This window comes from Streptomyces sp. NPDC043896, assembly GCF_056435605.1.
In genome coordinates, this window is record NZ_JBWKEE010000021.1 from 111,226 (window position 1) to 136,485 (window position 25,260).

The window sequence follows — 25,260 nt, forward strand, 5'->3', positions numbered from 1 at the left end:
GGCGGGCTGCTTCAGCGGGACCCTTCGGGGGGCTGCTTCGCGAGCCTGGGGATGCCGGCGGCCGCGTACGCCGCCTGCTCGTCCAGCGTCTCGGCCTCCAGGAGGGCCTCGGCGAGGGCGTCGAGCTTCGGCCGGTGCTCGCGCAGCAGGCGGCAGGCCTCCTCGTAGCACTCGTCGACGATCCGCCGCATCTCGTGGTCCACGGTGTCGAGGGTGGTGGGGGCGGCGGACAGGCCGTAGGGGCCCTGTCCGTCGGAGGGGATGGCGGTCAGCTTGCCGACGCGCTCGCTCATGCCCCAGCGGCCGACCATCCCGCGGACGATGTTGGTGACCTGTTCGAGGTCGTTCTCGGCCCCGGTGGTGATCACGTCGTAGACGGTCTGCTCGGCCGCCATGCCGCCGAGCGCGCCGATGATGCGGCCCCGGAGGTACTCCTCGGTGTACGCGTACCGGTCGGCGTCCGGGGTGGAGAGGGTGACCCCGAGCGCCCGGCCGCGGGGCACGATGGTGATCTTGCGTACGGGGTCGGCGCCCGGCTGGAGCATGCCCAGCAGGGCGTGGCCGCTCTCGTGGTAGGCGGTCCGGCGGCGTTCCTCCAGTGGCATCACCAGGGGCCGTTCCGCGCCCAGCTGCACCTTCTCCAGCGCGTCGGAGAGGTCCGTCTGGGTGACCTGGCGCTGCTTGCGCTTGACGGCGAGCAGGGCTGCCTCGTTGGCCAGGTTGGCGAGCTCGGCGCCGGTCATGCCGGGGGTGGTGCGGGCCACCTGGGCGAGGTCGACGCCGGCGGCGAGCGGAATGTCGCGGGTGTGGATGCGCAGGATGGCCTCGCGGCCGTTCCGGTCGGGCGGGGAGACCGTGACGGTGCGGTCGAAGCGGCCGGGGCGGGTGAGGGCGGGGTCCAGGACGTCGGCGCGGTTGGTGGCGGCGAGGACGACGACGCCCTCCGAGCCGGAGAAGCCGTCCATCTCGGTGAGGATCTGGTTGAGGGTCTGCTCGCGCTCGTCGTGGCCGCCCATGGCCCCGCCCCCGCCGCGCACCCGGCCGATGGTGTCGATCTCGTCGATGAAGACGATGGCCGGGGCCACCTTGCGGGCCTCGGTGAAGAGCTCCCTGACCCGGGAGGCGCCGACCCCGACGATCATCTCGATGAACTCGGAGGCGGACGCGGAGAAGAAGGGCACCCCGGCCTCGCCCGCCACGGCCCGGGCGAGCAGGGTCTTTCCGGTGCCGGGCGGGCCCGCGAGGAGGACGCCGCCGGGCATCCGGGCGCCCATCTCGCGGTACTGCTGCGGGTTCTTGAGGAAGTCGACGACGTCGTTGAGCTCGCCCTCGACCTCGTCGATGCCGGCGACGTCGTCGAAGGTGGTGCGCGGGGCGCCCGCCTCCAGTTCCACCGGCTTGGGCGGCCCCCTGCGGCCCAGCGCGCCCATCCCGCCCATCGCCGAGCCCATCCGGCGGGCGATGAGCAGCCACAGGGCGACGAGGAGCAGCATCGGGGCGAGGGAGATCAGCAGGTTGGCGAGGAAGCTGCGCTGTTCGACCACCGGGGAGGCGGTGACGGTGACGCCCTTGGCGGTGAGGCTGGACCAGAGCTGGTCGTCGGCGAAGGCGGGGCGCTGGGTGACGAACTTGGTGTAGTCGCCCTTGCCGCCGGGGACGGGCTGCCCGGCCTTCAGCTCGCCCTGGATGGCGTCGCCCTTGGAGTAGATCTTGGAGACGTTGCCGTCGCCGACCTGCTTGCTGAACTCCGTGTACGAGATCGTCGGCTCGTCGCCCTCGTTGAAGAAGGACAGGACGAGGTTGGTCAGCAGGAAGACGATCAGTGCGGCGAGGACCAGTCCGCGCCAGCCCCCGCCGGGCATCTTCCGCTTGGGCGGCGGTGCGGGCGGGGCGCCCTCGGAGCGCCAGGGGGTGTCGGCCCGGTCGCGTGGCGGTACGGGGGTGGGGCTGGGCACGTGGGCGCCTCCTTATGCCGTCATGCCGTCCTCCCGGCCGACCATAAGCGACAAATCGACGCGCTGCCCCCGCAGATACGGAAGGGCCCCGGGCCGCATGACGCGCCCGGGGCCCTTCCACTTCCGCTTCCCGACCTGCTACTTCATGAACTTCTTGAACTCGTCCGGCAGGTCGAAGTCCTGACCCGGCTGGCCGCCGCCGGCGGGGAGTCCGAACGGGCTGCCGCCCGCGGCCGGAGCGCCGGGCTGGGCGCCCTGCTCGCGGCGGGCCGCGGCCGCGGCCTCCTCTTCCTTGCGCTTCATCGGGTTGCCGCTCTTGCGCTTGCCCTTGGCCTGCTTGACCTGCTTCTTCTGCCGGCCGGGACCGCCGCCCATGCCCGGGATGCCGGGCATGCCGGGCATCCCGCCGCCCTGGGCCATGCGGGACATCATCTTGCGGGCCTCGAAGAAGCGCTCGACCAGCGACTTCACGGCGCTGACCTCGACGCCGGAACCCTTGGCGATACGGGCGCGGCGGGAGCCGTTGATGATGTGCGGGTCCTGGCGCTCGGCCGGGGTCATCGACTTGATGATCGCGGCCGTGCGGTCGACGTCGCGCTCGTCGATGTTGTTGATCTGGTCCTTGATCTGGCCCATGCCCGGCAGCATGCCGAGGAGCTTGGAGATGGAGCCCATCTTGCGGACCTGCTCCATCTGGGCCAGGAAGTCGTCGAGCGTGAACTCCTTGGGGCCCTTGGCGAGCTTGGCCGCCATCTTCTCGGCCTCGGCCTGCGAGAAGGTCTTCTCGGCCTGCTCGATGAGGGTGAGCATGTCACCCATGTCGAGGATCCGGCCCGCCATGCGGTCCGGGTGGAAGGCGTCGAAGTCGTCGAGCTTCTCGCCGTTCGAGGCGAACATGATCTGCTTGCCGGTGACGTGCGCGATGGAGAGCGCGGCACCACCGCGAGCGTCGCCGTCGAGCTTGGACAGCACGACGCCGTCGAAGCCGACGCCGTCGCGGAAGGCCTCGGCGGTGTTGACCGCGTCCTGGCCGATCATGGCGTCGACGACGAAGAGGATCTCGTTCGGCGAAATCGCGTCACGGATGTCCGCCGCCTGCTGCATCAGCTCGGCGTCGATACCCAGACGGCCGGCCGTGTCCACCACGACGACGTCGAACTGCTTCGTTCGCGCGTACTCGACGGAGTCCTTGGCCACCTGGACCGGGTCGCCGACGCCGTTGCCGGGCTGGGGGCCGTAGAACCCCACGCCGGCGCGGTCGGCGACGACGGAGAGCTGGTTGACGGCGTTGGGGCGCTGGAGGTCACAGGCGACGAGCAGCGGGGTGTGGCCCTGCCCCTTCAGCCAGAAGCCGAGCTTTCCGGCGAGGGTGGTCTTACCAGCACCCTGGAGGCCCGCGAGCATGATCACAGTGGGCGCGGTCTTGGCGAAACGCAGCCTGCGGGTCTCGCCGCCGAGGATCGTGACGAGTTCGTCGTTCACGATCTTGAGTACCTGCTGGCCCGGATTCAGCGCCTTGCTGACCTCTTCGCCGCGAGCGCGTTCCTTGACGTTCGCGATGAAGGTACGGACCACGGGCAGGGCGACGTCGGCTTCGAGGAGCGCGATACGGATATCCCGGGCCGCCGAGTCGATGTCAGCCTCGGACAGCCGGCCTTTGCCGCGCAGGCCCTTGAAGGTATTCGCCAAGCGGTCGGAGAGAGTATCGAACACGGCGCTCGTTGGTCCTTGGGGTCGGGGGCGGTGGGTCGCCCTCCAGGGTATCCGGCCCCGCAAACGAATCGACCTCGCCTGCCGCATGCGGCAGGCGAGGCCACATCCCCGCAGTGGTGGGGAGCAACATCGGCGACGCCGTCAGCCCTGACGACATCCTCGGGTCATCCCCACAGTGGCGGGGGGGGGAGCACGGCGTCCCGACGACGCCCTGGGGGAAGGTTACGGTCACCCCAGGGCCGCCTGGACGGAGGCCGCCAGGGCCGCGGCGTCGGCCGGGAGCAGGGGTTTGCCGTCCGGGTCCACCACGTAGACGGTGTCCACCGCGTTCGCCCCCAGGGTGGAGACGTGCGCGCTGCGGACCCGCACCCCCGCCGCGTCCAGGGCCCGCCCGACGCGGTGCAGGAGCCCCACGGCGTCGGGGGCCCGGACCTCCAGGACGGTCGCCAGCGGCGAGACGTCCGGGACCACCGTGACCCGGGGCGGCGGCGGGACCACGCCCCGCCGCCGCGGGTACGCCGCCTCGCGGCCCGCCAGCTTCGCCGGGACGTCGAGGGAGCCGTCCAGCGCCCGCATCAGGTCGGTCCGCAGCCGGGCCGCCTGCGGGAGGGCCCCGTACTCCGCCGCCACCCGCCAGCGCAGCACGAGCACCTCGCCCGGCAGCTCCGCGAGCTCCAGGAAGCGCAGGTCGGCCGCCCGTACGGTCAGCCGGTGCAGGGCCAGCACCCCGGACACGGCCGGGAGCACCCCGGGCTGGTCCGGGACGGCGACGACCAGCTCCACCCCGACGGCGGCGTCCTCCTCCTCCCGCGTGTGCAGCGCGAGCACCGGCTCGCCCGTGCGCAGCGCCTCGACGGCCAGGCGCTCCTGTTCGGCGGTGGGGATCTCCGGCTCGGGCTCGGCCGGCGGGTCCCCGCGCAGCACGGCGGCGACGCGCCGCACGAGGTCGGCCACCAGGGAGCCCCGCCAGGTGCTCCAGGCGGCCGGGCCCGTCGCCAGGGCATCGGCCTCGGTCAGGGCGTGCAGGATCTCCAGGGTGGACGGGGAGCCGACGGCGTCCGCGACGGCCCGTACGGTCGCCGGGTCGTCCAGGTCGCGCCGGGTGGCGGTGTCCACGAGCAGCAGGTGGTGGCGTACGAGCGTGCCCAGCACGGCGGTGTCGTCGGCGTCGAAGCCCACCCGTACGGCCATGTCGCGGGCGATGGTCTCGCCGACGACGGAGTGGTCGCCGGGCCAGCCCTTGCCGATGTCGTGCAGCAGGGCCGCCATGAGCAGCAGGTCGGGCCGGCCCACCCGGCGGGTCAGCGCGGAGGCCCGTACGGCCGTCTCGATCAGGTGGCGGTCCACGGTCCAGGTGTGCACGGGGTTGTGCTGGGGGCGGCAGCGCACCCGCTCCCAGTCGGGGAGCAGCCGGCTGATCAGGCCCTCGGCCTCCAGCGCCTCCCACACCCCGACCGTCGGCTCCCCCGCGCCCAGCAGGGTCAGCAGCTGTTCCCGGGCCTCCGCCGGCCAGGGCACGGGCAGCGGCCTGGACTGCGCGGCGAGGCGCCGTACGGCGTGCAGCGAGACGGGCAGGCCCGCCTGCGCGGCGGCCGCCCCGAACCGCAGGGGCAGGACGGGGTCCCGGTCGGGCCGCGCGGCCAGCGCCAGGACGGCCTCGCCGTCGGACTCCACCACCCCGTCGGCCAGCGGCGCCCGCTCGGGCGCGGCCGCGCCCCGGGTCCCCAGCAGGCCGCGCAGCCTCGGCCGGGCGGCCCGGGCGCGCAGCACCCGCCCGACCTCCCGCCAGGTGACGTCGCCGGCGTAGGCGACGACCCGGGCGGCCTCGTACACCTCGCGCAGCAGCGCGTCCGCGTCGAGCATTCCCAGCCGGGCGGCGACCTGGGGCTGCTCCTGGAGCGCGAGCCGGTCGGTGGCCCGGCCGGTGACCAGGTGCAGCGCGTCGCGCGCGTCCAGCAGCCGGCGCCGGGCCTCGGCCAGTCCCTCGCGCGGGGCGTCGGCCAGCCAGGACGCGGCGACGGCCCGCAGGACGGTGGCGTCGCGGAGGCCGCCGCGGGCCTCCTTGAGGTCGGGTTCCAGCAGGAACCGCAGCTCTCCGGCGCGCTCGGCCCGCTCCCGGCACAGGGCGTGCAGCTGCGGGAGGCGCCGGGCGGCCTGGTTGCGCCAGTCGGCCAGCACGGAGGTGCGAAGCCCGGCCAGGAGCCCGGCGTCGCCGGAGACGAGCCGCGCGTCGAGGAGTCCGAGGTGGGCCTTGAGGTCCTCGGCGGCGGTCTTGCGGGCCTCGGCGGGGGTGCGTACCGAGTGGTCCAGGGCCAGGCCGAGGTCCCACACGGGGTACCAGAGGCGGTCGGCGAGCGCGCTCAGTGCGGCGGGCCGGGCCTTGCCGTCGTGGAGCAGCAGCAGGTCGAGGTCGCTGCGCGGGGAGAGGTCGGCGCGGCCGTAGCCGCCGACGGCGACGAGGGCGGCGCCGCGTACGCCGGTCTCCCGCGCGGCCTGCGTGAACTGGGCGTTCAGCCATCGGTCGGTCAGTCCGGACAGGGCGGAACGCCGGGAGGGCCCGGACCGCGATTCCTCCTGGAGGAGTCGCAGCCGGGCCGCGGCGTAGCCGCCGGGTCCGGAGCCGGCCGGATCGTCCTGCGTGGTCGGTTCGCCGCTCGTCACCCGGGGCTCCTAGAGCGCGTCGGCGCCGCGCTCGCCGGTGCGGACCCGGACGACCGAGTCCACGGGGACGCTCCACACCTTGCCGTCGCCGATCTTCTCGGTGCGGGCGGCGCTGACGATGACGGAGATGAGCTCCTCGGCCTCCTCGTCCTCGACGAGCACCTCGATGCGGATCTTCGGTACGAGGTCCACGGTGTACTCGGCGCCGCGGTAGACCTCGGTGTGGCCGCGCTGGCGTCCGTACCCGCTGGCCTCGGAGACGGTCAGGCCCTGGACCCCGAAGGCGTGGAGGGCTTCCTTGATCTCGTCCAGCTTGTAGGGCTTGACGATGGCGGTGATCAGCTTCATGCGTCGACCTTCTTGCTCGCGGAGGCGGCGGGGGCGGGGGCGGCGGTGGTGCGGGAGGAGAGCCCGCCGCCGGCGCCGCTGAAGTCGTAGGCGGTCTCGGCGTGCTCGACCTGGTCGATGCCGGAGACCTCCACGTCCTCCGCGACCCGCATGCCGATGGTCTTGTCGAGGAGGAAGGCCATGATCGCGGATACGACGAGGGAGTAGGCGAGGACGGCGAAGACCCCGATGGCCTGCTTGCCGAGCTGTTCCAGGCCGCCGCCGTAGAAGAGGCCCTTCGCCTCGGACTGGACGCCGCCGGTGGCGAAGAAGCCGACGAGCAGGGAGCCGGCGATGCCGCCGACGAGGTGGACGCCGACGACGTCGAGGGAGTCGTCGTAGCCGAACTTGTACTTGAGGCCGACGGCCATGGCGCACAGCACACCGGCGATGGCGCCGACGGCGATGGCGCCGAGCGGGCTGACGGAGCCGCCGGCGGGGGTGATGGCGACGAGGCCGGCGACGGCGCCGGAGGCGGCGCCGAGGGTGGTGAAGGAGCCGTGGCGCAGCTTCTCGTAGGCGAGCCAGGCGAGCATGGCGGCGGCGGTGGCGACCTGGGTGTTGACGAACATGACGGCGCCGATGCCGTCGTCGTTGCCGAGCCAGGAGCCGGCGTTGAAGCCGAACCAGCCGAACCACAGCAGGCCGACGCCGAGCATCACGAGGGGGAGGCTGTGCGGGCGCATCGGGTCCTTCTTGAAGCCGACGCGCTTGCCGATGACGAGGATGACGCCGAGGGCGGCGGCGCCCGCGTTGATGTGGACGGCGGTGCCGCCGGCGAAGTCGATGACGCCCATCTCGAAGAGCCAGCCGCCCGCGCCCCACACCCAGTGGGCGACGGGGAAGTAGACGACGGTGACCCACAGGGCGGTGAAGAGGACCCAGGCGCTGAACTTGACGCGGTCGGCGAGGGCGCCGCTGATCAGGGCGGGGGTGATGACGGCGAACATCAGCTGGAAGACGGCGAAGACGTAGACCGGGATGCTGTAGCCGTCCCAGAGTTCGGTGAGGCCGATGCCGCTGAGTCCGACGTAGTCGGAGTTCCAGCCGATCAGCGAGCCGGAGTCGGTGCCGAAGGCGAGGCTGAAGCCGTAGAGCACCCAGAGGATCGTGACGATCCCGAGGCTGACGAAGCTCATCATCAGCATGTTGAGGCTGCTCTTGACCCGGACCATGCCTCCGTAGAAGAAGGCGAGTCCCGGGGTCATGAGCATGACCAGGGCGGAGCAGATGAGCATGAACCCGGTGTTCGCGGCAGACAGGGTCGGGGCGTCTGCCGCGAGGGTCGTGATGGCTGATGCCATCGGCGTCTCCTCGTCGTCGGTACGTTCGCGTGCGGGCGATCGTGGGAAACCTGAGCGGCGGCTTGAGGGCTGGCCGGTTATTGGCCCTGAGATTCGCGCAGGACGGTTTCCGGCGGCGCCGCTGGGTGTTTCGCGCCGATGACGAAGAGGTCGGGCGTGTTACGCCTCCATGAACCGGTGAGGTACGGGTGCGGCCCGGGTCATGTGAGGGTCAGACCGGGGTCGGGCGCGCGTCAGGTGCGCGCCCGGGCGGCTCAGACGGCCTCGGCGGCCTCGGGCAGCCGCGAGGCGAGGAGGTCGGTCAGCCGGACCACCTCGGCGACGTCGCCGTATTCACGGGCGGCTGTGTCGACGGTCTTGCGGAGCCGGGTGTTCACCCGTTCGGACCGTACTTTTCGCGCCACGTCGAGGGCCTGGTCCACGAGGACGGTGGCCTGTTCGGGCTCCCGCTGGAGGAGGTGGACGGTGGCCATGCCGATGAGGTTCAGGGCGTAGGAGCGCTGGTGCTCCTCGTCCTTGGCGAAGAGCTCCACGGCCCGTTCCATGACGGGTTCGGCGAGGGAGGCGTAGGTGGGGCTGCGGCCGGCGACGTAGGCCAGGTCGCGGTAGGAGTGCGAGTTCTCGCCGTTGAGCTCGGCCTCGGAGAAGAAGCGGATCCAGTCGGGTTCGGGTTCGCCGTCGAAGCCGACGTCGGAGAAGGTGTCCTCGGCCATGCGCACGGCCCGCTTGCAGCGGCTGGGCTGGCCCATGTTGGCGTAGGCGCGGGCCTCCATCGCGTACAGCATGGCCTGGGTGCGGGGTCCGGCGCAGTCGCGGCTGCCGTACTGGGCCAGGTGGATGAGCTCCAGGGCGTCCTCGGGGCGGCCGAGGTGGATCATCTGGCGGCTCATCCCGGACAGGATGTAGGAGCCGAGCGGCTTGTCGCCGGCCTCCTTCGCGGCGTGCAGCGCGAGGACGAAGTACTTCTGGGCGGTGGGGTGCAGGCCGATGTCGTAGCTCATCCATCCGGCGAGTTCGGCGAGTTCGGCGGCGACCTTGAAGAGGCGCTTCATGACCGGGGCCGGGTGGCTCTCCTGGAGCAGGTCGGTGACCTCGTGGAGCTGTCCGACGACGGCCTTGCGGCGCAGCCCGCCGCCGCACTGGGCGTCCCACTGCCGGAACATCACGGTGGTGGCTTCGAGGAGGTCGAGCTCGGGCTCGGAGAGCCGGGGCGGCCGGTGTCCGCCGAGTGCTCCGGACGGCCCGCTCTCGGGGCGCGGTCCGAGGTCGCCGGCCGGGGCGGGGACGAGCCAGCGCTGCATGGGCTCGATGAGGGCGGGGCCGGCGGAGAGGGCGAGGGAGGTGCCGAGGAAGCCCCGGCGGGCCAGCATCAGGTCGCTGCGGGAGAACTCGCTGAGCAGCTCCACGGTCTGCGGGCCCGCCCAGGGGAGGTCGACGCCGGAGACGGAGGGGGTCTGGTGGGCGGTGCGCAGCCCGAGCTGTTCGATGGCGACGACGGAGCCGAAGCGTTCGGAGAAGAGCTCCGAGAGGATCCGCGGGACGGGTTCGCGGGGCTGCTCGCCGTCGAGCCAGCGCCGGACGCGGGAGGTGTCGGTGCTGATGTGGTGGGCGCCCATCTGGCGGGCCCGGCGGTTGACCTGGCGGGCGAGTTCGCCCTTGGACCAGCCGCTGCGCACGAACCACGAGGTCAGCTGTTCGTTCCGGACAGCGGATTCGCCGCTCGTTCCGCTTGCGCCGTCGCCGCTCACTGGAACGCCCCCCATCCGCATCGCCTGTTCACACGAACCCTGGCCGGAACGGGCGACTCCGCCAGGGACCTTCACAAGTCCTCCACCGATTGCCTCCGGCATACCCACGGGTGGGCCTGCCGTCCGGGTGCGTGCACCGAAAGTAATCCTACGATCACCCCGTCGGCGAGGTCGATTCCAGAAACGCCACCATTCGCCACCCCTTCGAATGAACTCGCCACCGGCCAGGAGCGATTCACTTGACACCACGGCGGAACAGCATGGTTGGACGGGAGTGCGCTCGGGGCGCGCGCGGCGAGGAGTGCGCCGGGCGGCTCCGGTGGACGGCGCACCCCACCCGGCCTCCGACAGGTCCCGCCGACGTCGTAACCACCGGCGCGTCCGACCCGTTGGAGGGGGCATGGGCATGGGCTTCACGATCGGCGGCAGCCGCAGCACCAAGGAGTTCCGTTCCGGCGTCCGGCGCCGGGGCCGGACCTCGGAGTGCACGACGGTGGCGGAGTACACCGGCCTCTGGGGCTGGGACGCGGTCCCCGGGGCCCGTGCCGCGGGCCCGGGCCGCGACTGCTCCTGCGGTCATACGAACTGCGGCGCGCCGGGGGCGCATCCGCTGGACTTCGCTCCGACCGTCCCGGGGGGCGCCACCCTGGACGAGGTCTCCGAGGTCTGGGGCGAGTATCCGGGCGCGGCGATCCTGCTCCCGGTCGGCCGCTCCTTCGACGTCATCGAGGTCTCCGCGGAGGCCGGCCGGCGCGCCCTGGTCCGGCTGGAGCGGATGGGCCTGCCACTCGGCCCGGTGACGGCGACCCCGGACGGCCGGGCCCAGTTCTTCGTGGCCCCGGGCGCCGCCGCCGAGCTGCCGGAGCTGCTGTACCGCATGGGCTGGGACGACGCGGACCTGGACCTGCGCGCCCTGGGGCACGGCTCCTTCCTGACGGCCCCGCCCTCCGACCACGCGGGCCTGGGCCCGGCCGGCTGGCTGCGCGGGCCCGCGCTGGACAGCGCGGGCGGCCCCCCGCAGGCCCGGCTGCTGCTCGGCACCCTCGCCTACACCTGTCACCGCTTCCGGCGCTGACGCCCCCGCCCACGGCCGTGCCCCCGGGTCCTGGACGGACACGGGGGCACGGGTCGGGCGGATCCTCCGGCGGGGCCTTCGGGCCGCCTCAGTCGCCGATGAGGGCGTCCACGAACGCCTCCGGCTCGAAGGGGGCCAGGTCGTCCGGGCCCTCACCGAGGCCGACGAGCTTGACCGGGACACCCAGCTCGCGCTGGACGGCGACGACGATGCCGCCCTTGGCCGTGCCGTCGAGCTTGGTCAGCACGATGCCGGTGATGTCGACGACCTCGGCGAAGACGCGCGCCTGGGTCAGGCCGTTCTGCCCGGTGGTGGCGTCCAGGACCAGCAGGACCTCGTCCAGCGGGCCGTGCTTCTCCACGACGCGCTTGACCTTGCCGAGCTCGTCCATGAGGCCGGTCTTGGTGTGCAGCCGGCCGGCGGTGTCGATGAGCACCACGTCGGCACCCTCGGCGATGCCCTCCTTGACCGCGTCGTAGGCGATGGACGCCGGGTCGCCGCCCTCGGGGCCGCGGACGGTACGGGCGCCCACGCGCTCGCCCCAGGTCTGGAGCTGGTCGGCGGCGGCGGCGCGGAAGGTGTCGGCCGCGCCGAGCACGACGCTGCGGCCGTCGGCGACGAGCACCCGGGCGAGCTTGCCGGTGGTGGTGGTCTTGCCGGTGCCGTTGACGCCGACGACCATCACGACGCCCGGGGTGTCGGTGGCGCTCTCGGTCTTCACGGCGCGGTCGAAGTCGGTGCCGACCAGGGTCAGCAGCTCCTCCTTCAGCAGGGTGCGCAGCTCGGCGGGGGTGCGGGTGCCGAGCACCTTGACCCGCTCGCGGAGCCGCTCCACCAGTTCCTGCGTCGGGGCGACACCGACATCGGCGATGAGGAGGGTCTCCTCGATCTCCTCCCAGGTGTCCTCGTCGAGGTGCTCGCGCGAGAGCAGCGTGAGCAGCCCCTTGCCGAGCGAGTTCTGCGAACGGGCGAGCCGCGCGCGCAGCCGGACCAGGCGGCCGGCGGTGGGCTCGGGCACCTCGATCTCGGGCGCGGCCGGGGCCTCCGGCTCGGCGACGGGCGCCTCGGCCTCGGGGGCGGCCGCCTCGGGGAGCGCGACCTCCTCGATGGTCCGGCGCGGCTCTTCGACCGTCGGTGCGGAGTCCTCCCCCACCTGCGGTTCGGCGGGAGGGGCAGTGATGGTCGGCGTACTCGGCGGCGCCGTGGGGGGCAGCTGCTTCTTCTTGCGGCTGCTGACCACGAGCCCGCTGATCGCGCCGACCGCGACCAGGGCGATGACTACAGCAAGGATGAGGATTTCCATAACGCTCCCAGTATCGGCCACGGCCGCTCCGGAGCCCGGACCTCGGCACCCGTACCGGGCCCTAAGCCCCTATTTATGCAATTCGGCGCAAATCTACGATGATGGACGACTTCCCGTCCTCGCACGCCCCACGGAGCAACCGCATGCCCGCCGAGCCCGCCGCCGGTGCCATACCGGCCGAGACCGCAGTCCAGGCCACCGGCAAGACCTCAGCCGAGACCCGCGGGCTGGAGCCCGTACCCGACGGCGAGCGCACCGGCCGGGTCCGCGAGCTCGTCCCCACCTGGGTCGCCGCGAACATCAGCGTGCTGCTGCTCACGATGGGCGCGGGGCTGGTGATCTTCAACAAGCTGAACATCTGGCAGGTGCTGGTCGTCGCGTTCGCCGCGCCCGTGGTCTCGTACGGGATCGTCGGCCTGATCTCCATCGCCGGAAAGCGCGGCGGCGCGCCGGGCATGGCGCTGTCGCGGGCCGTCTTCGGGCAGCGGGGCAACCTCTTCCCGGGGGCGCTGATCTGGGTCGCGCGCTGGGGCTGGGAGACGATCAACGCGGTCAGCGGCGCCTACGCGGTGCTGACCGTCCTGGACCTGCTCTTCGGCGTGAAGAGCAACACCGCGCTCATCGTCGTCACCCTGCTCTTCTTCGTCGGCTGCACCTTCGTGGTCTCGGGGCTGGGCATCAACGCGCTGCGCGTCTGCTCGACGTGGTCGACGTACCTCTTCGGCGGCTTCAGCGTGCTCGTCCTCGGCTACCTGCTCTTCACCACCGACTGGTCCGCCGTCTTCGGCAAGCCGGCGGGCTCCACGGCGATGATGATCGCGGGCATCGGCACCATCGCGGCGGGCGGCATCAGCTGGGTGCCGTCCGGCCCGGACTTCACCCGCTACCTGCCGCGCACCGCCTCCGGGAAGGGCGTGGTCGGCGCGACGGTCGGCGGGGCGGGCGTGGTGGTCCTGCCGATGGTGCTGATGGGCGCGGTGATGGCGGTCGGCACGCCCGACCTGGCGAGCGCGCAGGACCCGGTCTCCTTCATCGGCGAGCTGCTGCCGACCTGGATCGCGGTCCCCTACCTGCTGATCGCCCTGATCGGGATGCTGCTGATCAACTCGATGTCGATGTACTCGGCCGGGTTCACCGCGCAGACCCTGGGCATCAGGGTGCCGCGTGCCTGGGCGGTGAGCGTCAACGCCCTCATCAGCCTGGTCTTCGGTTTCCTGCTGATGGTGGTGGCGACCGGCTTCTTCGGTTCGTTCATCTCCTTCCTGACGCTGCTGGCCGTGGCGTTCTCCGCGTGGATCGGGGTGTTCGGCGTGGACATGCTGCGCCGCACCTCCTACGACGGCGCCGCGCTGCTGGACACCACGCGCACCAGCGCCTACTGGTACCGGGGCGGTTTCGCCTGGCAGGCGATGACGGCCTGGGGCGTGGCCCTGGTGGCCGGGCTGCTCTTCACCCGGGTCGACTGGTTCAGCGGCCCGCTCGCCTCCACCTGGATCGGGGAGAACGGCCTCGGCTGGGTGACCGGCATCGTGGTGTCCGCCGCGCTGTACGCCGTACTGCCGCGCACGCCCGCCCCGGCCGCGTCGGCCGCGCCGGGGCCGGACGGGGAGCGGGAGCCCGCCGGGGCCCTGTCCAACTGACGCCACGTCAGCTAACGTCCCCCCTCGCCCGACCGTCCGCATCCGGCGAAGGGGGACTTCCCATGCCCATCACCGTGGCCCGGTTCAACCTGATCGACCCCGCAGGCACCCCCGCGACGCTGGCCGCCCGCTACCAGGCGGCGGTGGAGATGGCCCGGTACGCCGACGAGCACGGCGTCGACACGGTCCAGACCGAGGAGCACCACGGCACCGACAACAACTGGCTGCCCTCCCCGTTCGCGTTCGCCGGCGCCGTCCTCGGCGCCACCCGGCGGATCGCGGTCACCGTGTCCGCGATCATCGGCCCGCTCCACGACCCGCTGAAGGTGGCCGAGGACATCGCCGTGCTGGACCTCATCGGCGGCGGGCGGCTGGTGACCGTGGCGGGCATCGGCTACCGGCCCGAGGAGTACGAGCAGCACGGGGTGGAGTGGGGGCGGCGCGGCAGGCTCCAGGACGAGCTGCTGGAGACCCTGCTGAAGGCCTGGACCGGCGAGCCCTTCGCGTTCCGCGGCCGCACCGTGAAGGTGACCCCGGTGCCCTTCACCCAGCCGCACCCGATGCTGCTGGTGGGCGGCAGTTCGAAGGCGGCGGCCCGGCGGGCCGCCCGGCTGGGGCTGCCGTTCTTCCCGAGCGCGCACCTGCCGGAGCTGGAGGCGTACTACGCGGAGCAGCTCGCGGAGCACGGCACCGAGGGCTTCTGCATGATGCCCGCCCGCGAGACCCCGCTGCTGCACGTCGCGGAGGACCCGGACCGGGCGTGGGCGCTCTACGGGAGGCACTTCCTGCACGAGGCGGGCATGTACGCCTCCTGGCAGTCCAAGGACATCCGCTCGGCCGTGCGGTCGGGCGCCCGGACGGTCGAGGAGCTGCGCGCGGAGGGGGTCTACCGGATCCTCGCCCCGGAGGAGGCCGTGGCGTACGCGCGCGGGGCGGGCGAGGCGGGGAACCTCGTCCTGCACCCGCTGTGCGGCGGCATGCCGCTCGACGAGGGCTGGCGCAGCCTGCGGCTGCTGTGCGAAAAGGTGCTGCCCCGGCTCAGGGACTGAGCCGGGGCAGCACCGCGGAGGAGAGGGGGTGGTGGCGGGGAGTGGTTACCCCATCTCCTCCAACGCCTTGCCCTTGGTCTCCGGCACCCACTTGAGGATGAACGGGATCGAGAGCACGGCGAAGACGGTGTAGATGACGTACGCGCCGGACAGGTTCCAGTCCGACAGGGTCGGGAAGGTGACGGTGATGACCCAGTTGGCGACCCACTGCGCCGCGGCGGCGACGCCGAGCGCGGCGGCGCGGATCCGGTTGGGGAACATCTCGCCGAGCAGCACCCACACCACCACGCCCCAGGAGAGGGCGAAGAAGAGCACGAACGCGTGCGCGGCGATCAGGGCGACCGTGCCCTGGGTGTCGGGCATGGTGATGTCGTCACCGGCGCCGGTCTTGTACGAGAACGCCCACGCGCAGAGGCCGAGGGAGACGGCCATGCCCGCCGAGCCGATCAGCGCGAGCGGCTTGCGGCCGATCCGGTCGACGAAGATCATCGCGATCACCGTGCCGACGATGTTGATGATCGACGTGGTGAAGGAGTAGAGGAACGAGCTGGTCGGGTCGATGCCGACGGACTGCCACAGCGAGGAGCTGTAGTAGAAGATCACGTTGATGCCGACGAGCTGCTGGAAGACCGAGAGGCCGATGCCGACCCAGACGATGGGCAGCAGGCCGAAGCGGCCGCCGAGCAGGTCCTTGAAGGTGGACTTGTGCTCGGAGCGCATGCCCGCCTCGATCTCGGCGACGCGCGCGTCCAGGTCGACCCGGCTGCCCTCGACCTCGGCCAGCACCTTCCGGGCCTCGGCGGTGCGGCCGACGGAGATCAGGAAGCGGGGGGACTCGGGGATGACGAAGGACATCAGCCCGTAGAGCACCGCCGGGACCACCATCACGCCGAGCATCCACTGCCAGGCTTCCAGCCCGCCGACCTTCCCGCGCTGGTCGCCGTCGGCGAGGTTGAGGATGCCCCAGTTGACCAGCTGCGAGACGGCGATGCCGATGACGATGGCGGCCTGCTGGAAGGAGGCCAGCCGGCCGCGGTAGGCGGGCGGCGAGACCTCGGCGATGTAGGCGGGGCCGATGACGGACGCCATGCCGATGCCGAAGCCGCCGATGACGCGCCACACGGCGAGGTCCCAGAGCGCGAACGGGAGGGCCGAACCGATGGCGCTCGCCGTGAAGAGGACGGCGGCGATCTGCATGCAGCGGATGCGCCCGATCCGGTCGGCGATGCGGCCCGCGGTGGCGGCGCCGAGCGCGCAGCCGATCAGCGCGGCGGCGATCACCTGGGCGAGCGCGGCCGATCCGATGTCGAAGCGGTCGCGGATCGCGACGACGGCGCCGTTGATGACGGAGCTGTCGTATCCGAAGAGGAATCCGCCCATTGCGGCGGCCGCGGTGATGAAGATGACGTGCCCGAGGTGGTCGGGCTGGGACGCGCGTCCGCCGCCGGGCGCCGGTGCCTGCGCAGTGCTGCTGGTCAAGGTGTGCTCCGTGGGGGGTTCTGTCCGTTCTCCTAGTGGCGCACAGGTCAAGATCGGGCACCACCGGAAGGCGGGAGGCAGCACAGAGCCTATGTGTTCATTTCCTGAAGTCAATAGGTGATGTGAAGGTCGGATTAGCTTCAGACCGTGGGCCTTGATTTCACTTCTTGAAGCCGCTTCGTGGGAGGGGACCTCAGCGGAGCCGCTGGCTGATGACCTTCGAGACCCCGTCGCCCTGCATCGAGACCCCGTAGAGGGCGTCCGCGACCTCCATCGTCCGCTTCTGGTGCGTGATGACGATCAGCTGCGAGCTCTCCTGGAGCTCCTCCATGATGCGGATCAGCCGCTGGAGGTTGGTGTCGTCGAGGGCGGCCTCGACCTCGTCCATCACGTAGAACGGACTGGGCCGCGCCTTGAAGATGGAGACCAGCAGCGCCACGGCCGTCAGCGAGCGCTCGCCGCCGGACAGCAGCGACAGCCGCTTGACCTTCTTGCCGGGCGGGCGCGCCTCGACGTCCACGCCCGTGGCCAGCATGTCGTCCGGGTCGGTGAGCACCAGACGGCCCTCGCCCCCGGGGAACAGCCGCGAGAACACCCCCTCGAACTCCCGCGCGGTGTCCCGGTAGGCCTCCGTGAAGACCTGCTCGACCCGCTGGTCGACTTCCTTCACCACTTGAAGGAGATCGGCACGCGTCTTCCGCAGGTCCCCCAGCTGCTCGCTGAGGAACCGGTGGCGCTCCTCCAGCGCGGCGAACTCCTCCAGCGCCAGCGGGTTGACCTTGCCGAGCTGCTGGTACGCGCGCTCGGCCGCCTTCAGCCGCTTCTCCTGCCGGGCCCGGTCGAAGGGCCCCGGCCGGTTGCGGGGGTGGTCCGGGTCCTCCGGGAGCACCTCGCCCTCGGCGGGCGGGGACGGGGGGACCGGCTGGTCGGGCCCGTACTCCGCCACCAGGGCGGCCGGCTCCACGCCGAGCTCCTCCAGCGACCGCGCCTCCAGCTGCTCGATGCGCAGCCGCTTCTCCGCGCCGAGCACCTCGCCCCGGTGCACGGAGTCGGTCAGCTTGTCGAGCTCCGCCTTGAGGTCACGGCCCCGGCCGCGGGCCTCGCCGAGCTCCTGCTCCCGCAGCCCCTTGGCGTGCTCGGCGGCCGTGCGCTCCTGACCGGCCCGGCCGATCGACACCTCCAGGTGCGCCAGCAGCTGCCGGGCCCCCTCGGCGACGGCGCGGCCCACTTCGGCCTCGTACCGCCGGCGCTGCCGGCGCCGCTCCGCGCGGGCCCGGGCCTCGCGCTCGGCGCGGGCGCCCCGGTCGAGCGCGTCCGCCCGGCCGGCCAGGCCCTTCACCCGCTCCTCGTGCGTGCGCAGCTGGAGGCGGGCCTCCATCTCGGTCTGCCGCGCGTTCGCCCCGTCGGCCGAGAGCCGGTCCCGGGCCGAGGTGTCGGGCTCCTCCGCCAACGGCATCTCCTCCGCCACCGCGAGCCGCTCCGCGCACTCCTCCACGTCGGCCCGGGCCCGTTCGAGCGCCTCCTGGGCGGTGGCCGCCGCCCGGGCGCTGCGCTCGGCTTCGCCCAGGGCGCCCTTCGCCTGCCCGGCGAGCCGGCCGAGCTGCTGGGCGGCCCCGGCGCGGGCCCGCTCCCCGGCCCGGCGGCGCTCCGCCAGTTCCTCGGCGAGGGCCGCGGCCTCGGCGCGGTGCCGCTGGGCGGCCTCCTGCGCGGCGGCCAGTTCCCGGCACTCGCCGTCCAGCCGCTCCAGTTCCGCCGCCGCCTCGTCGACGGCGGCCTGTACCTCGATGAGGCTGGGCGCGCCGGCGGAGCCGCCGTGGGCGAGGTGGGCGCCGAGCACGTCGCCGTCGGCGGTCACCGCGACCAGGCCGGGCCGCGCGGCGACGAGGGCCTCGGCCTCCGCCAGCCCCCCGACCACGACGTGGTCCCGCAGCACCCAGGCCACGGCCCGCAGCACCTCTCCGTCACCCCGGACCAGCGAAGCGGCCTCCCGGTACCCCGCCGCGACGGCCAGGTCAGCCCCGTCGGGCGCCGCTTCCGCCCCAGCCGGGCCCTGGGCCGGGCCCCGCCCCGGGCGGAGCCGCTCATCGGCCTCGTGGGAGGGCGCGGAGCGGGGGAGCTCCGCCGGGCCCTGGGCCTGCCCCGGCAGCCCGGCCCCGCCCGGGGCCGCGGGACCCTGCCCCGGAATCACGGCCGGGGCGGCCGGGGCGGCCGGCGCGATCAGGAACGTGGCCCGCCCCGCATCGGCGTCCCGCAGGTGCCGGATGGCCTCCGCGGCCGCCCCCGCCGAGGCGACGGCCACCGCGTCCGCGGCGGAGCCCAGCGCGGCGGCCACCGCCACCTCGTACCCCGGCACCACCGACACCCGCTCCGCCGCCGGCCCCAGCACTCCCGCCAGCCGCTCCCGCACCGCGAGCAGCGCCCCGGTCCCGTCCTTGCGCCGCAGCCCCAGCGCGAGCGCCTCCCGCCGCGCCGACACCGCCGCGCGGGACCTTTCCGCCGAGGCCAGCGCCTCCCGGGCGGCGCCCAGCGCGGCCTCCGCCCCGGTCAGCGCGGCCTTCGCCGCCTCGTACTCCCCCTCCACCGAAGGGTCCTCGAGCCCGCCGACCTCCTCGGCCAGTTCCTCGTACTCCTCCCGGGCGGCCACCGCCCGGGCCTGCGCCTCGTCCCGGGCGGCCACGAGCCGCTCGATCTCCGCCTGGGCCGCGCCCGCCCGCGACCGGGCCGCCCCCAGCCGCCCCGTCAGCCGGGCCAGCTCCTCGCGCCGGTCGGCGATGGCCCGTGCCGCGTCCCGCAGCCGGCGTTCCTCCTCGGCCAGGGCCCGTTCGAGTCCGGCCCGGTGCTCGGCGGTGTCCTCCAGGGCCCGCTCGGCCGCCTCCAGGGCCGCGGTCAGCTCGGCCTCCTGCTCCCGGATCCGCGCGGCCTCCCGCTCCATGTCCTCGGGGTCGCGTCCGCGCCGCTCCTCCTCCACCGGGGCGGAGGCGCTCCTGACCCGGGCCTCCGCCAGGGACGCGGTCCCGCGGACCCGCTCGGCCTGCTGCGACAGCTCGTACCAGGTCTGCTGGGCCCGCTGGAGCCGGGGCGCGAGGCGGCGTACCGATTCCTCCAGCTCGGCCTCCCGGCGCAGCGCGTCGGCGAGGTCCCGCTCGGCGGACTCCTTGCGCTCCTTGAGCGCGGCCTCGTCCGCGACCTCGGCGTCGAGCGCCGCCCGCAGGGCCACCAGGTCGTCGGCGAGCAGCCGCAGCTTCGCGTCGCGCAGGTCGGCCTGGATCACGGCGGCCCGGCGGGCCACGGCGGCCTGCCGGCCGAGGGGCTTGAGCCGGCGGCGCAGCTCGTCGGTGAGGTCCTGCACCCGCGCGAGGTTGGCCTGCATCGCGTCGAGTTTGCGCAGGGCCTTCTCCTTGCGCTTGCGGTGCTTCAGTACGCCCGCGGCCTCCTCGATGAAGGCGCGGCGGCCCATCGGGTCGGCGTGCAGGACGGAGTCGAGCTGCCCCTGTCCGACGATGACGTGCATCTCGCGGCCGATGCCGGAGTCGGAGAGCAGTTCCTGGATGTCGAGGAGCCGGCAGGTGTCACCGTTGATCTGGTATTCGCTGCTGCCGCCGCGGAACATGATCCGCGTGATGGTGACCTCGGCGTATTCGATGGGCAGGGCGCCGTCGGAGTTGTCGATGGTGAGGGAGACCTCGGCGCGGCCCAGCGGCGGGCGTCCCGTGGTGCCGGCGAAGATGACGTCCTCCATCTTCCCGCCGCGCAGGGATTTGGCTCCCTGTTCCCCCATGACCCAGGACAGCGCGTCCACCACGTTGGACTTGCCCGATCCGTTCGGGCCGACGACGCAGGTGATGCCTGGTTCGAAGCGCAGGGTGGTGGCGGAGGCGAAGGATTTGAAGCCACGCAGGGTCAGGGACTTGAGGTGCACGCCGCCGGACTCTACCTTTCACGTTCGGTTTCACCCATGAAGGTGCAGGGCAGATCAGACGTCAAAGGAATCAGTCCCCCGCATGGCCCCATGCCCGTCGCGGCGGGCAGGGGCGGGCGGGAAAGAAAGAAGGGACGCCGGGGCGTCCCTTGCATATCGATTCGGGGCTGGAGTCGAACGACGAGTGAGCGCGGATCAGGTGAGCGCAGGCTCCGCCTGGGGTACGTCGATCTCGATGCTGTCGAGCAGCGAGTCTCCGTGCTGTGCGGCGGCCGCCGTCAGAGCGTCGTTCTCGGACTGGATCCGTCCGAGCTCGGACTCGAGGTCCTGGACGCGCTGCTGAAGCCGTCGCATCTCGGCGAGGAGTCGCGGGTCGGAACCGCCGACGTAACCGAGAAGCGCCTTTGCCATGATGGATGGTCCTCCACACTGAGTGACCGACCGAAGCGGTGTGGGTCGTGAGGGAATCGCACCCGCGGATGTCCGGCAGCGACAGTCAGTCACTGCGCTTGCTTGTGCCATCACTGCCAAACAGCTCAGGTGCGCGGGGCTTCCAGCGTCTCACCAAAAAGTTTGACGGTCAACACGATCACGCCCCGTATCGGCGGGCGGCCCGGTCCGCGCAGGGGGCGGAGAGATCAACCTCGCTTCCGAGCCTTCCACGGATCGCGGCCCGCGGCAACGTCTCGGCGGCGAATGCGCAGATCCGACCGGGTGCGGGTGTTCCGGGGGTCTGATCAGTCCATGATCAGTCGATTGGTCACCGGATCTCGAAGCCGTCGTAGCCACCGCGCGGTGTGCCCCAGATCTCTGTCACCCCGTCCACCCGTCCGGGCGTGTCGGAGGAGCGCAGCCAGTCGAGCAGGCGGTGGCAATTCTCACGTTGACCTTCGGCCACGACCTGCACTCGCCCGTCGTCCAGGTTGAGGGCGAAGCCGGCCAGGCCGCCGATCTCCAGGGCATTGGCCCTGGTGAACCAGCGGAAGCCCACTCCCTGTACACGGCCGCGCACCCAGGCGGTCATGCGCACGTCTTCGTTCATGCAAGAACGCTAACCGGGCAAAGGATTCCGGAGCCCATCGCCCCCTTGCCTCATCGGCTACAGTCCCCCACCAACGACTCACCCGTTCGGCTGAGCAAACTTTGATCTTGCAAAGGGAAGGCACGGCACCCATGGGACGCCACCGACTCCACGCCGCACCTCGGCGCGGCGCCAAGCGCACCGCCGTGCGCACCGGGCTGCTCGGCGCGTCCGTGGCCGTGGCCCTCGGTACGGCGGCCGTGACGACCGGGTACGTCCCGGTCGGCGGCTCCTTCCCGTATGTCGGCACGGGCGCCGGCGAGCGGACGGAGGCCGGCGCCGAGCCCTCGGCGGCCGCCACCCGCGAGAGGCCGGAGCAGCCGAACGGGCTGGCGAACCTCTCGGGGCGGGCCTCCTCCGCGCCCGAGCCGAGCGCCTCCTCGGGCAGCCCTTCGCCCTCCCCCAGCACCTCCGCCTCGCCCTCCCCGTCGGCGTCCGCCCCGGCCTCCGCGTCCCCTTCGGCTTCCCCGAAGGAGCCGGAGAAGAGCCCGTCCCAGGCGGCCCCGAAGCCGGCCGCGCCCAAGCCCCCCGCCGCGCCCAAGCCTCCGGCCGCGCCCAAGCCCCCGGCGGCCCCCGAGCCGGCGGCCCCGGCGGCCGGTGACGGCCACTCCGCCGAGGAGGCCGAGGTGCTCGCGCTGGTGAACCAGGCGCGCGCGCAGGCCGGGTGCGCCGCGGTCCGGGCGAACCCGCCGCTCGCCGCGCTGGCCGGCGCCTTCAGCAAGGACATGGCCGTGCGGGGCTTCTTCGACCACACCGACCCGGACGGCAACTCCCCCTGGCAGCGGGCCCAGAACGCGGGGATCTCCGGGATGGGCGGCGAGAACATCGCGCGCGGCCAGGGTGACGCCGCGTCGGTGATGCAGGCCTGGATGAACAGCCCGGGCCACAAGGCGAACATCCTCAACTGCGAATTCCGCACCCTGGGCGTCGGCGTCCACTTCGGCTCCGGCGGCCCCTGGTGGACCCAGGAGTTCGGCTTCTGACGGACCCTCGGGGGCCCGCCCGGCGGGCGGGCCCCCGAGGCCGTGGATCCGGTCAGACCCCGGCCGCCGCCAGGGCCGCCCGGCCCGCCACGACCACGCGGGTGTGCTCCGCGACGCGCCGGCCCAAGTGCTCGGCGGTGGCGATGTCGGCCTTGTGGACGCCCTCCGGACCCTCGTCGGAGTTGGTCTGGGCGGCCGCGCCGGAGGAGAAGCCGAGGCGGTTGAGGTCGTACTCGGTGCCGGCGGTGGAGTTCCAGCCCGGCTTCAGGCCGAGGTTCACCCAGCTCATGCCGTGCTGCGAGGCCAGCATCTGGAAGTACTGCAGGGTGTTGAGCTTGTCGCCGGCCTTGGAGGCGGAGTTGGTGAAGCCCGCGGCCACCTTGTCCTGCCAGACGTCGCCGAACCAGCGCTTCGAGGTGGCCTCGGCGAAGACGTGGAAGGCACCCGAGGCCGTGCCCATGTAGGTGGGCGAGCCGAAGATGATCGCGTCCGAACCGTCCAGCAGCGCCCACTCGGCGTCGCCGATCTCGTCGACCTTGATCAGGTGGACGGTGGCCCCCGTGGCGGCGGCGCCCGCCCGCACGGCCTCCGCGACGACGGCGGTGTGCCCGTATCCGGAGTGGTAGGCGATGGAGACGACGGGGGTGGGGGTGTTCGCGGACATGGCTGTTCTCCTCAAGAGCGTGGGGCGGCGCAGTGTGCGACCGGCGCAGAGCTGCGCTGAAGAAAGGAAAGCACTAACTTTTTGAAAGCGCAAGCAGCTGGTTGGCGCTGCCCGGGAGTACGCTGGTGCCATGGAGAAGACCGTCTGTACCGGAGCCGTCCCGGCCGACCTGCCGTTCGACGTCTTCGCGCGCGCATGCCCCTCGCGGGAAACCCTGGAGCACGTCACCGGGCGCTGGGGCAGCCTCACCGTCGGTGCGCTGCGCGAGGGACCCTGCCGCTTCAACGAGCTGCGGCGCCGTGTCGACGGCGTGAGCGAGAAGATGCTCTCCCAGACCCTGCACGCCCTGGAACGCGACGGGATCGTGCTGCGCGAGGCGCAGCCGACGAACCCGCCCCGCGTCGACTACGAGCTGACCCCCCTGGGCCGCGAGGTCGCCGACCGGCTGCTCGCCCTGATCCACTTCCTGGAGGGCAGCATGGACGAGGTGCTGGTGTCCCGGGAGTCCTACGACGCGGCGCGCGGCGGCCGCTGACAGCGCGGGCAGAAGTAGCTGGACCGGTTCATCCAGGCCCGCCGCCGCATCGGCGTACCGCAGCGGCGGCAGGGCTCGCCCTCGCGCCCGTAGGCGTCGAGCGAACGGTCGAAGTAGCCCGACTCGCCGTTCACGTTGACGTAGAGGCTGTCGAAGCTGGTCCCGCCGACGGCGAGCGCGGCGTTCATGACCTCCCGGACGTGGGTGAGGAGTTCCGCGCTCCGGGGGCGGGTGAGGGTGGCGGTGGGGCGCTCGTAGTGCAGCTTCGCGCGCCACAGGGCCTCGTCGGCGTAGATGTTGCCGACCCCGCTGATCAGCGACTGGTCGAGCAGCGCCCGCTTGACGGTGGTGCGCTTGGCGCGCAGCGCCAGGTGGTAGGCGCCCTCGTCGAAGAGCGGGTCCAGCGGGTCCCGGGCGATGTGGGCGATCACGTCCGGCAGTCCCTCGTCGCTCCCGGGCACGGTTTCGTGCAGGGAGAGCCCGCCGAAGGTGCGCTGGTCGACGAAGCGCAGCTCGGTGCCCGTGTCGTCGGCGAACCGCAGCCGGATGCGCAGGTGCTTCTCGTCGGGGGCGTCGGCCGGCTGCACCAGCAGCTGCCCGCTCATCCCGAGGTGGCCGAGGACGGACAGGTCCCGCCCCTCCAGGGGCAGCCACAGGTACTTGCCGCGCCGCCGGGGCACCCCGATGGTCTGGCCGGCCAGGCGTGCCGCGAAGTCGGGACCGCCGGCCAGGTGCCTGCGTACGGCGCGGGGGTGGAGCACCTCCACCGCCCCGACGGTCCGCCCCGCCACCCAGCGCTCCAGGCCGCGCCGCACCACTTCGACCTCGGGCAGCTCGGGCATGGTGTTCCTCCTGGAGGGGCGGGCGGCGGCGAACAGGAAACCCCGCCGCACCGGGGTGCGACGGGGTCACTGTAGAAGAAAGCGGTCAGGCGCCCGGCGCCGGGTCGGCGGGCGTCGGCGTCCCGTCTCCCTGAGCCGGTGCGGCGGCGGCCGCTTCCGCGGCCTTCCGCTCGTCCGCGGCGGCGCGGATGCCGCGCCAGGCGGACTCCGCGGCCTGCTGCTCCGCTTCCTTCTTGCTGCGGCCGGTACCGGTGCCGTACGAGACACCACCGACGCGGGCGGCAGCGGTGAAGGTCTTCTCGTGGTCCGGTCCCGTCTCGGTGACCAGGTATTCCGGTACGCCGAGGCCCTCGGCCGCCGTGAGCTCCTGGAGACTGGTCTTCCAGTCCAGGCCGGCACCGAGGTTGGAGGACTTCTCGATGAGCGGGTCGAAGAGCCGGTGGACCAGCTCCGAGGCCGCGTCGAGGCCCTTGTCGAGATAGACCGCGCCGATCACCGCTTCGAGGGTGTCGGCGAGGATGGAGGCCTTGTCCCGGCCGCCCGTGCCTTCCTCGCCCCGGCCGAGCCGGATGAAGGAGCCGAGATCGAGGCCGCGCCCGACCTCCGCCAGCGCACGAGAGTTGACCACCGCGGCCCGCAGTTTGGCCAGCTGGCCTTCCGGCAGGTCGGGGTGGGTGGTGTACAGCGTGTCCGTGACCACCAGGCCCAGCACGGAGTCCCCGAGGAACTCCAGGCGCTCGTTGGTGGGCAGGCCGCCGTTCTCGTACGCGTAGGAACGGTGGGTCAGCGCACGCACCAGAAGGGCGGACTCGAGTTGGTACCCGAGCCGCCCTTCCAGAAGCGTGTGGGACGAGGCCGCGTTGTTACTGTCTGCCTGCTTCTCAGCGTTGGACAGCTCAGACATTGCGCCTCTCACCAGCCG

The 25,260-nt window shown here is 72.7% G+C and carries 19 protein-coding genes; 5 read left to right on the top strand and 14 right to left on the bottom strand.

Features of this window, described 5'->3' with window-relative positions; all coding sequences use genetic code 11:
* Positions 1 to 11 precede the first annotated feature (11 nt).
* The 6 genes from ftsH to nsdA all read right to left on the bottom strand — a co-directional run bounded on the left by ftsH (position 12) and on the right by nsdA (position 9,768).
* Entirely contained in the window at positions 12 to 1,955 is a 1,944-nt protein-coding gene (ftsH, locus tag AC069X_RS27520; protein WP_478732486.1) for an ATP-dependent zinc metalloprotease FtsH, read from the bottom strand.
* 138 nt (positions 1,956 to 2,093) lie between these two features.
* Entirely contained in the window at positions 2,094 to 3,668 is a 1,575-nt protein-coding gene (gene ffh, locus AC069X_RS27525) for a signal recognition particle protein (RefSeq protein ID WP_478732488.1), read from the bottom strand.
* Positions 3,669 to 3,896: 228 nt separating this feature from the next.
* Positions 3,897 to 6,329, bottom strand: coding sequence for a [protein-PII] uridylyltransferase (locus AC069X_RS27530; protein ID WP_478732490.1), 2,433 nt, complete (start codon positions 6,327 to 6,329; stop codon positions 3,897 to 3,899).
* Positions 6,330 to 6,338: 9 nt separating this feature from the next.
* Positions 6,339 to 6,677, bottom strand: coding sequence for a P-II family nitrogen regulator (locus AC069X_RS27535; protein ID WP_361610247.1), 339 nt, complete (start codon positions 6,675 to 6,677; stop codon positions 6,339 to 6,341).
* The gene (locus AC069X_RS27540; RefSeq protein WP_478732493.1) at positions 6,674 to 8,020 is read right to left on the bottom strand and encodes an ammonium transporter; all 1,347 of its coding nucleotides are present in this window, start codon (positions 8,018 to 8,020) and stop codon (positions 6,674 to 6,676) included. Before AC069X_RS27540 ends, AC069X_RS27535 begins: the two co-directional genes overlap by 4 nt.
* Before the next feature lie 254 nt (positions 8,021 to 8,274).
* On the bottom strand, positions 8,275 to 9,768 hold the full coding sequence (nsdA, locus tag AC069X_RS27545; RefSeq protein ID WP_478732495.1) for a transcriptional repressor NsdA: 1,494 nt from the start codon (positions 9,766 to 9,768) through the stop codon (positions 8,275 to 8,277).
* Between the two features lie 406 nt (positions 9,769 to 10,174).
* On the opposite strand from nsdA, the gene AC069X_RS27550 reads away from it, so the two are divergent.
* The gene (locus AC069X_RS27550) at positions 10,175 to 10,843 is read left to right on the top strand and encodes a bifunctional DNA primase/polymerase (protein WP_478732497.1); all 669 of its coding nucleotides are present in this window, start codon (positions 10,175 to 10,177) and stop codon (positions 10,841 to 10,843) included.
* A gap of 88 nt (positions 10,844 to 10,931) precedes the next feature.
* On the opposite strand, the gene ftsY is transcribed toward AC069X_RS27550, so the two are convergent.
* On the bottom strand, positions 10,932 to 12,146 hold the full coding sequence (gene ftsY, locus AC069X_RS27555; RefSeq protein ID WP_478732499.1) for a signal recognition particle-docking protein FtsY: 1,215 nt from the start codon (positions 12,144 to 12,146) through the stop codon (positions 10,932 to 10,934).
* A gap of 143 nt (positions 12,147 to 12,289) precedes the next feature.
* Between ftsY and AC069X_RS27560 the strand changes: the two genes are divergently transcribed.
* Entirely contained in the window at positions 12,290 to 13,786 is a 1,497-nt protein-coding gene (locus AC069X_RS27560) for a cytosine permease (protein ID WP_478732501.1), read from the top strand.
* A gap of 62 nt (positions 13,787 to 13,848) precedes the next feature.
* On the top strand, positions 13,849 to 14,835 hold the full coding sequence (locus AC069X_RS27565; RefSeq protein WP_478732503.1) for an LLM class flavin-dependent oxidoreductase: 987 nt from the start codon (positions 13,849 to 13,851) through the stop codon (positions 14,833 to 14,835).
* 45 nt (positions 14,836 to 14,880) lie between these two features.
* Here AC069X_RS27565 and AC069X_RS27570 read toward each other — a convergent pair whose 3' ends face one another.
* The 4 genes from AC069X_RS27570 to AC069X_RS27585 form a co-directional block, all read right to left on the bottom strand.
* A complete protein-coding gene (locus AC069X_RS27570; RefSeq protein WP_478732505.1) occupies positions 14,881 to 16,314 on the bottom strand; it encodes a sugar porter family MFS transporter in 1,434 nt (477 codons plus the stop codon).
* Between the two features lie 193 nt (positions 16,315 to 16,507).
* Positions 16,508 to 20,233: a chromosome segregation SMC family protein gene (locus AC069X_RS27575; protein WP_478732507.1), complete on the bottom strand. Its 3,726-nt coding sequence runs from the start codon at positions 20,231 to 20,233 to the stop codon at positions 16,508 to 16,510.
* Positions 20,234 to 20,428: 195 nt separating this feature from the next.
* Complete coding sequence (locus tag AC069X_RS27580) at positions 20,429 to 20,644, bottom strand: hypothetical protein (protein WP_362457577.1); 216 nt, start codon at positions 20,642 to 20,644, stop codon at positions 20,429 to 20,431.
* A gap of 349 nt (positions 20,645 to 20,993) precedes the next feature.
* Positions 20,994 to 21,275, bottom strand: a complete 282-nt coding sequence (locus AC069X_RS27585; protein ID WP_362455047.1) for an acylphosphatase — start codon at positions 21,273 to 21,275, stop codon at positions 20,994 to 20,996.
* Positions 21,276 to 21,406: 131 nt separating this feature from the next.
* Between AC069X_RS27585 and AC069X_RS27590 the strand changes: the two genes are divergently transcribed.
* On the top strand, positions 21,407 to 22,297 hold the full coding sequence (locus AC069X_RS27590; protein WP_478732510.1) for a CAP domain-containing protein: 891 nt from the start codon (positions 21,407 to 21,409) through the stop codon (positions 22,295 to 22,297).
* 52 nt (positions 22,298 to 22,349) lie between these two features.
* On the opposite strand, the gene AC069X_RS27595 is transcribed toward AC069X_RS27590, so the two are convergent.
* Complete coding sequence (locus AC069X_RS27595) at positions 22,350 to 22,961, bottom strand: flavodoxin family protein (RefSeq protein WP_478732512.1); 612 nt, start codon at positions 22,959 to 22,961, stop codon at positions 22,350 to 22,352.
* A gap of 130 nt (positions 22,962 to 23,091) precedes the next feature.
* On the opposite strand from AC069X_RS27595, the gene AC069X_RS27600 reads away from it, so the two are divergent.
* The gene (locus tag AC069X_RS27600; RefSeq protein WP_478732514.1) at positions 23,092 to 23,496 is read left to right on the top strand and encodes a winged helix-turn-helix transcriptional regulator; all 405 of its coding nucleotides are present in this window, start codon (positions 23,092 to 23,094) and stop codon (positions 23,494 to 23,496) included.
* Here AC069X_RS27600 and mutM read toward each other — a convergent pair.
* Together mutM and rnc are read right to left on the bottom strand one after the other, a co-directional pair.
* The gene (gene mutM / locus AC069X_RS27605; protein WP_478732516.1) at positions 23,469 to 24,338 is read right to left on the bottom strand and encodes a bifunctional DNA-formamidopyrimidine glycosylase/DNA-(apurinic or apyrimidinic site) lyase; all 870 of its coding nucleotides are present in this window, start codon (positions 24,336 to 24,338) and stop codon (positions 23,469 to 23,471) included. The genes AC069X_RS27600 and mutM overlap by 28 nt on opposite strands.
* An 85-nt stretch (positions 24,339 to 24,423) precedes the next feature.
* Positions 24,424 to 25,242 (bottom strand): ribonuclease III, encoded by an 819-nt coding sequence (gene rnc, locus AC069X_RS27610; RefSeq protein ID WP_478732518.1) that lies wholly within the window; start codon positions 25,240 to 25,242, stop codon positions 24,424 to 24,426.
* Positions 25,243 to 25,260: the final 18 nt, after the last annotated feature.

Excerpts from the sequence above, each read along its gene's own strand:
- AC069X_RS27600 (WP_478732514.1), top strand. The coding sequence starts at position 23,092 with ATGGAGAAGACCGTCTGTACCGGAGCCGTCCCGGCCGACCTGCCGTTC.
- AC069X_RS27585 (WP_362455047.1), bottom strand. The coding sequence starts at position 21,275 with ATGAACGAAGACGTGCGCATGACCGCCTGGGTGCGCGGCCGTGTACAG.
- AC069X_RS27595 (WP_478732512.1), bottom strand. The coding sequence starts at position 22,961 with ATGTCCGCGAACACCCCCACCCCCGTCGTCTCCATCGCCTACCACTCC.
- ftsY (WP_478732499.1), bottom strand. The coding sequence starts at position 12,146 with ATGGAAATCCTCATCCTTGCTGTAGTCATCGCCCTGGTCGCGGTCGGC.
- mutM (WP_478732516.1), bottom strand. The coding sequence starts at position 24,338 with ATGCCCGAGCTGCCCGAGGTCGAAGTGGTGCGGCGCGGCCTGGAGCGC.
- AC069X_RS27550 (WP_478732497.1), top strand. The coding sequence starts at position 10,175 with ATGGGCTTCACGATCGGCGGCAGCCGCAGCACCAAGGAGTTCCGTTCC.
- AC069X_RS27590 (WP_478732510.1), top strand. The coding sequence starts at position 21,407 with ATGGGACGCCACCGACTCCACGCCGCACCTCGGCGCGGCGCCAAGCGC.
- AC069X_RS27565 (WP_478732503.1), top strand. The coding sequence starts at position 13,849 with ATGCCCATCACCGTGGCCCGGTTCAACCTGATCGACCCCGCAGGCACC.
- AC069X_RS27540 (WP_478732493.1), bottom strand. The coding sequence starts at position 8,020 with ATGGCATCAGCCATCACGACCCTCGCGGCAGACGCCCCGACCCTGTCT.
- AC069X_RS27535 (WP_361610247.1), bottom strand. The coding sequence starts at position 6,677 with ATGAAGCTGATCACCGCCATCGTCAAGCCCTACAAGCTGGACGAGATC.
- rnc (WP_478732518.1), bottom strand. The coding sequence starts at position 25,242 with ATGTCTGAGCTGTCCAACGCTGAGAAGCAGGCAGACAGTAACAACGCG.
- AC069X_RS27560 (WP_478732501.1), top strand. The coding sequence starts at position 12,290 with ATGCCCGCCGAGCCCGCCGCCGGTGCCATACCGGCCGAGACCGCAGTC.
- AC069X_RS27580 (WP_362457577.1), bottom strand. The coding sequence starts at position 20,644 with ATGGCAAAGGCGCTTCTCGGTTACGTCGGCGGTTCCGACCCGCGACTC.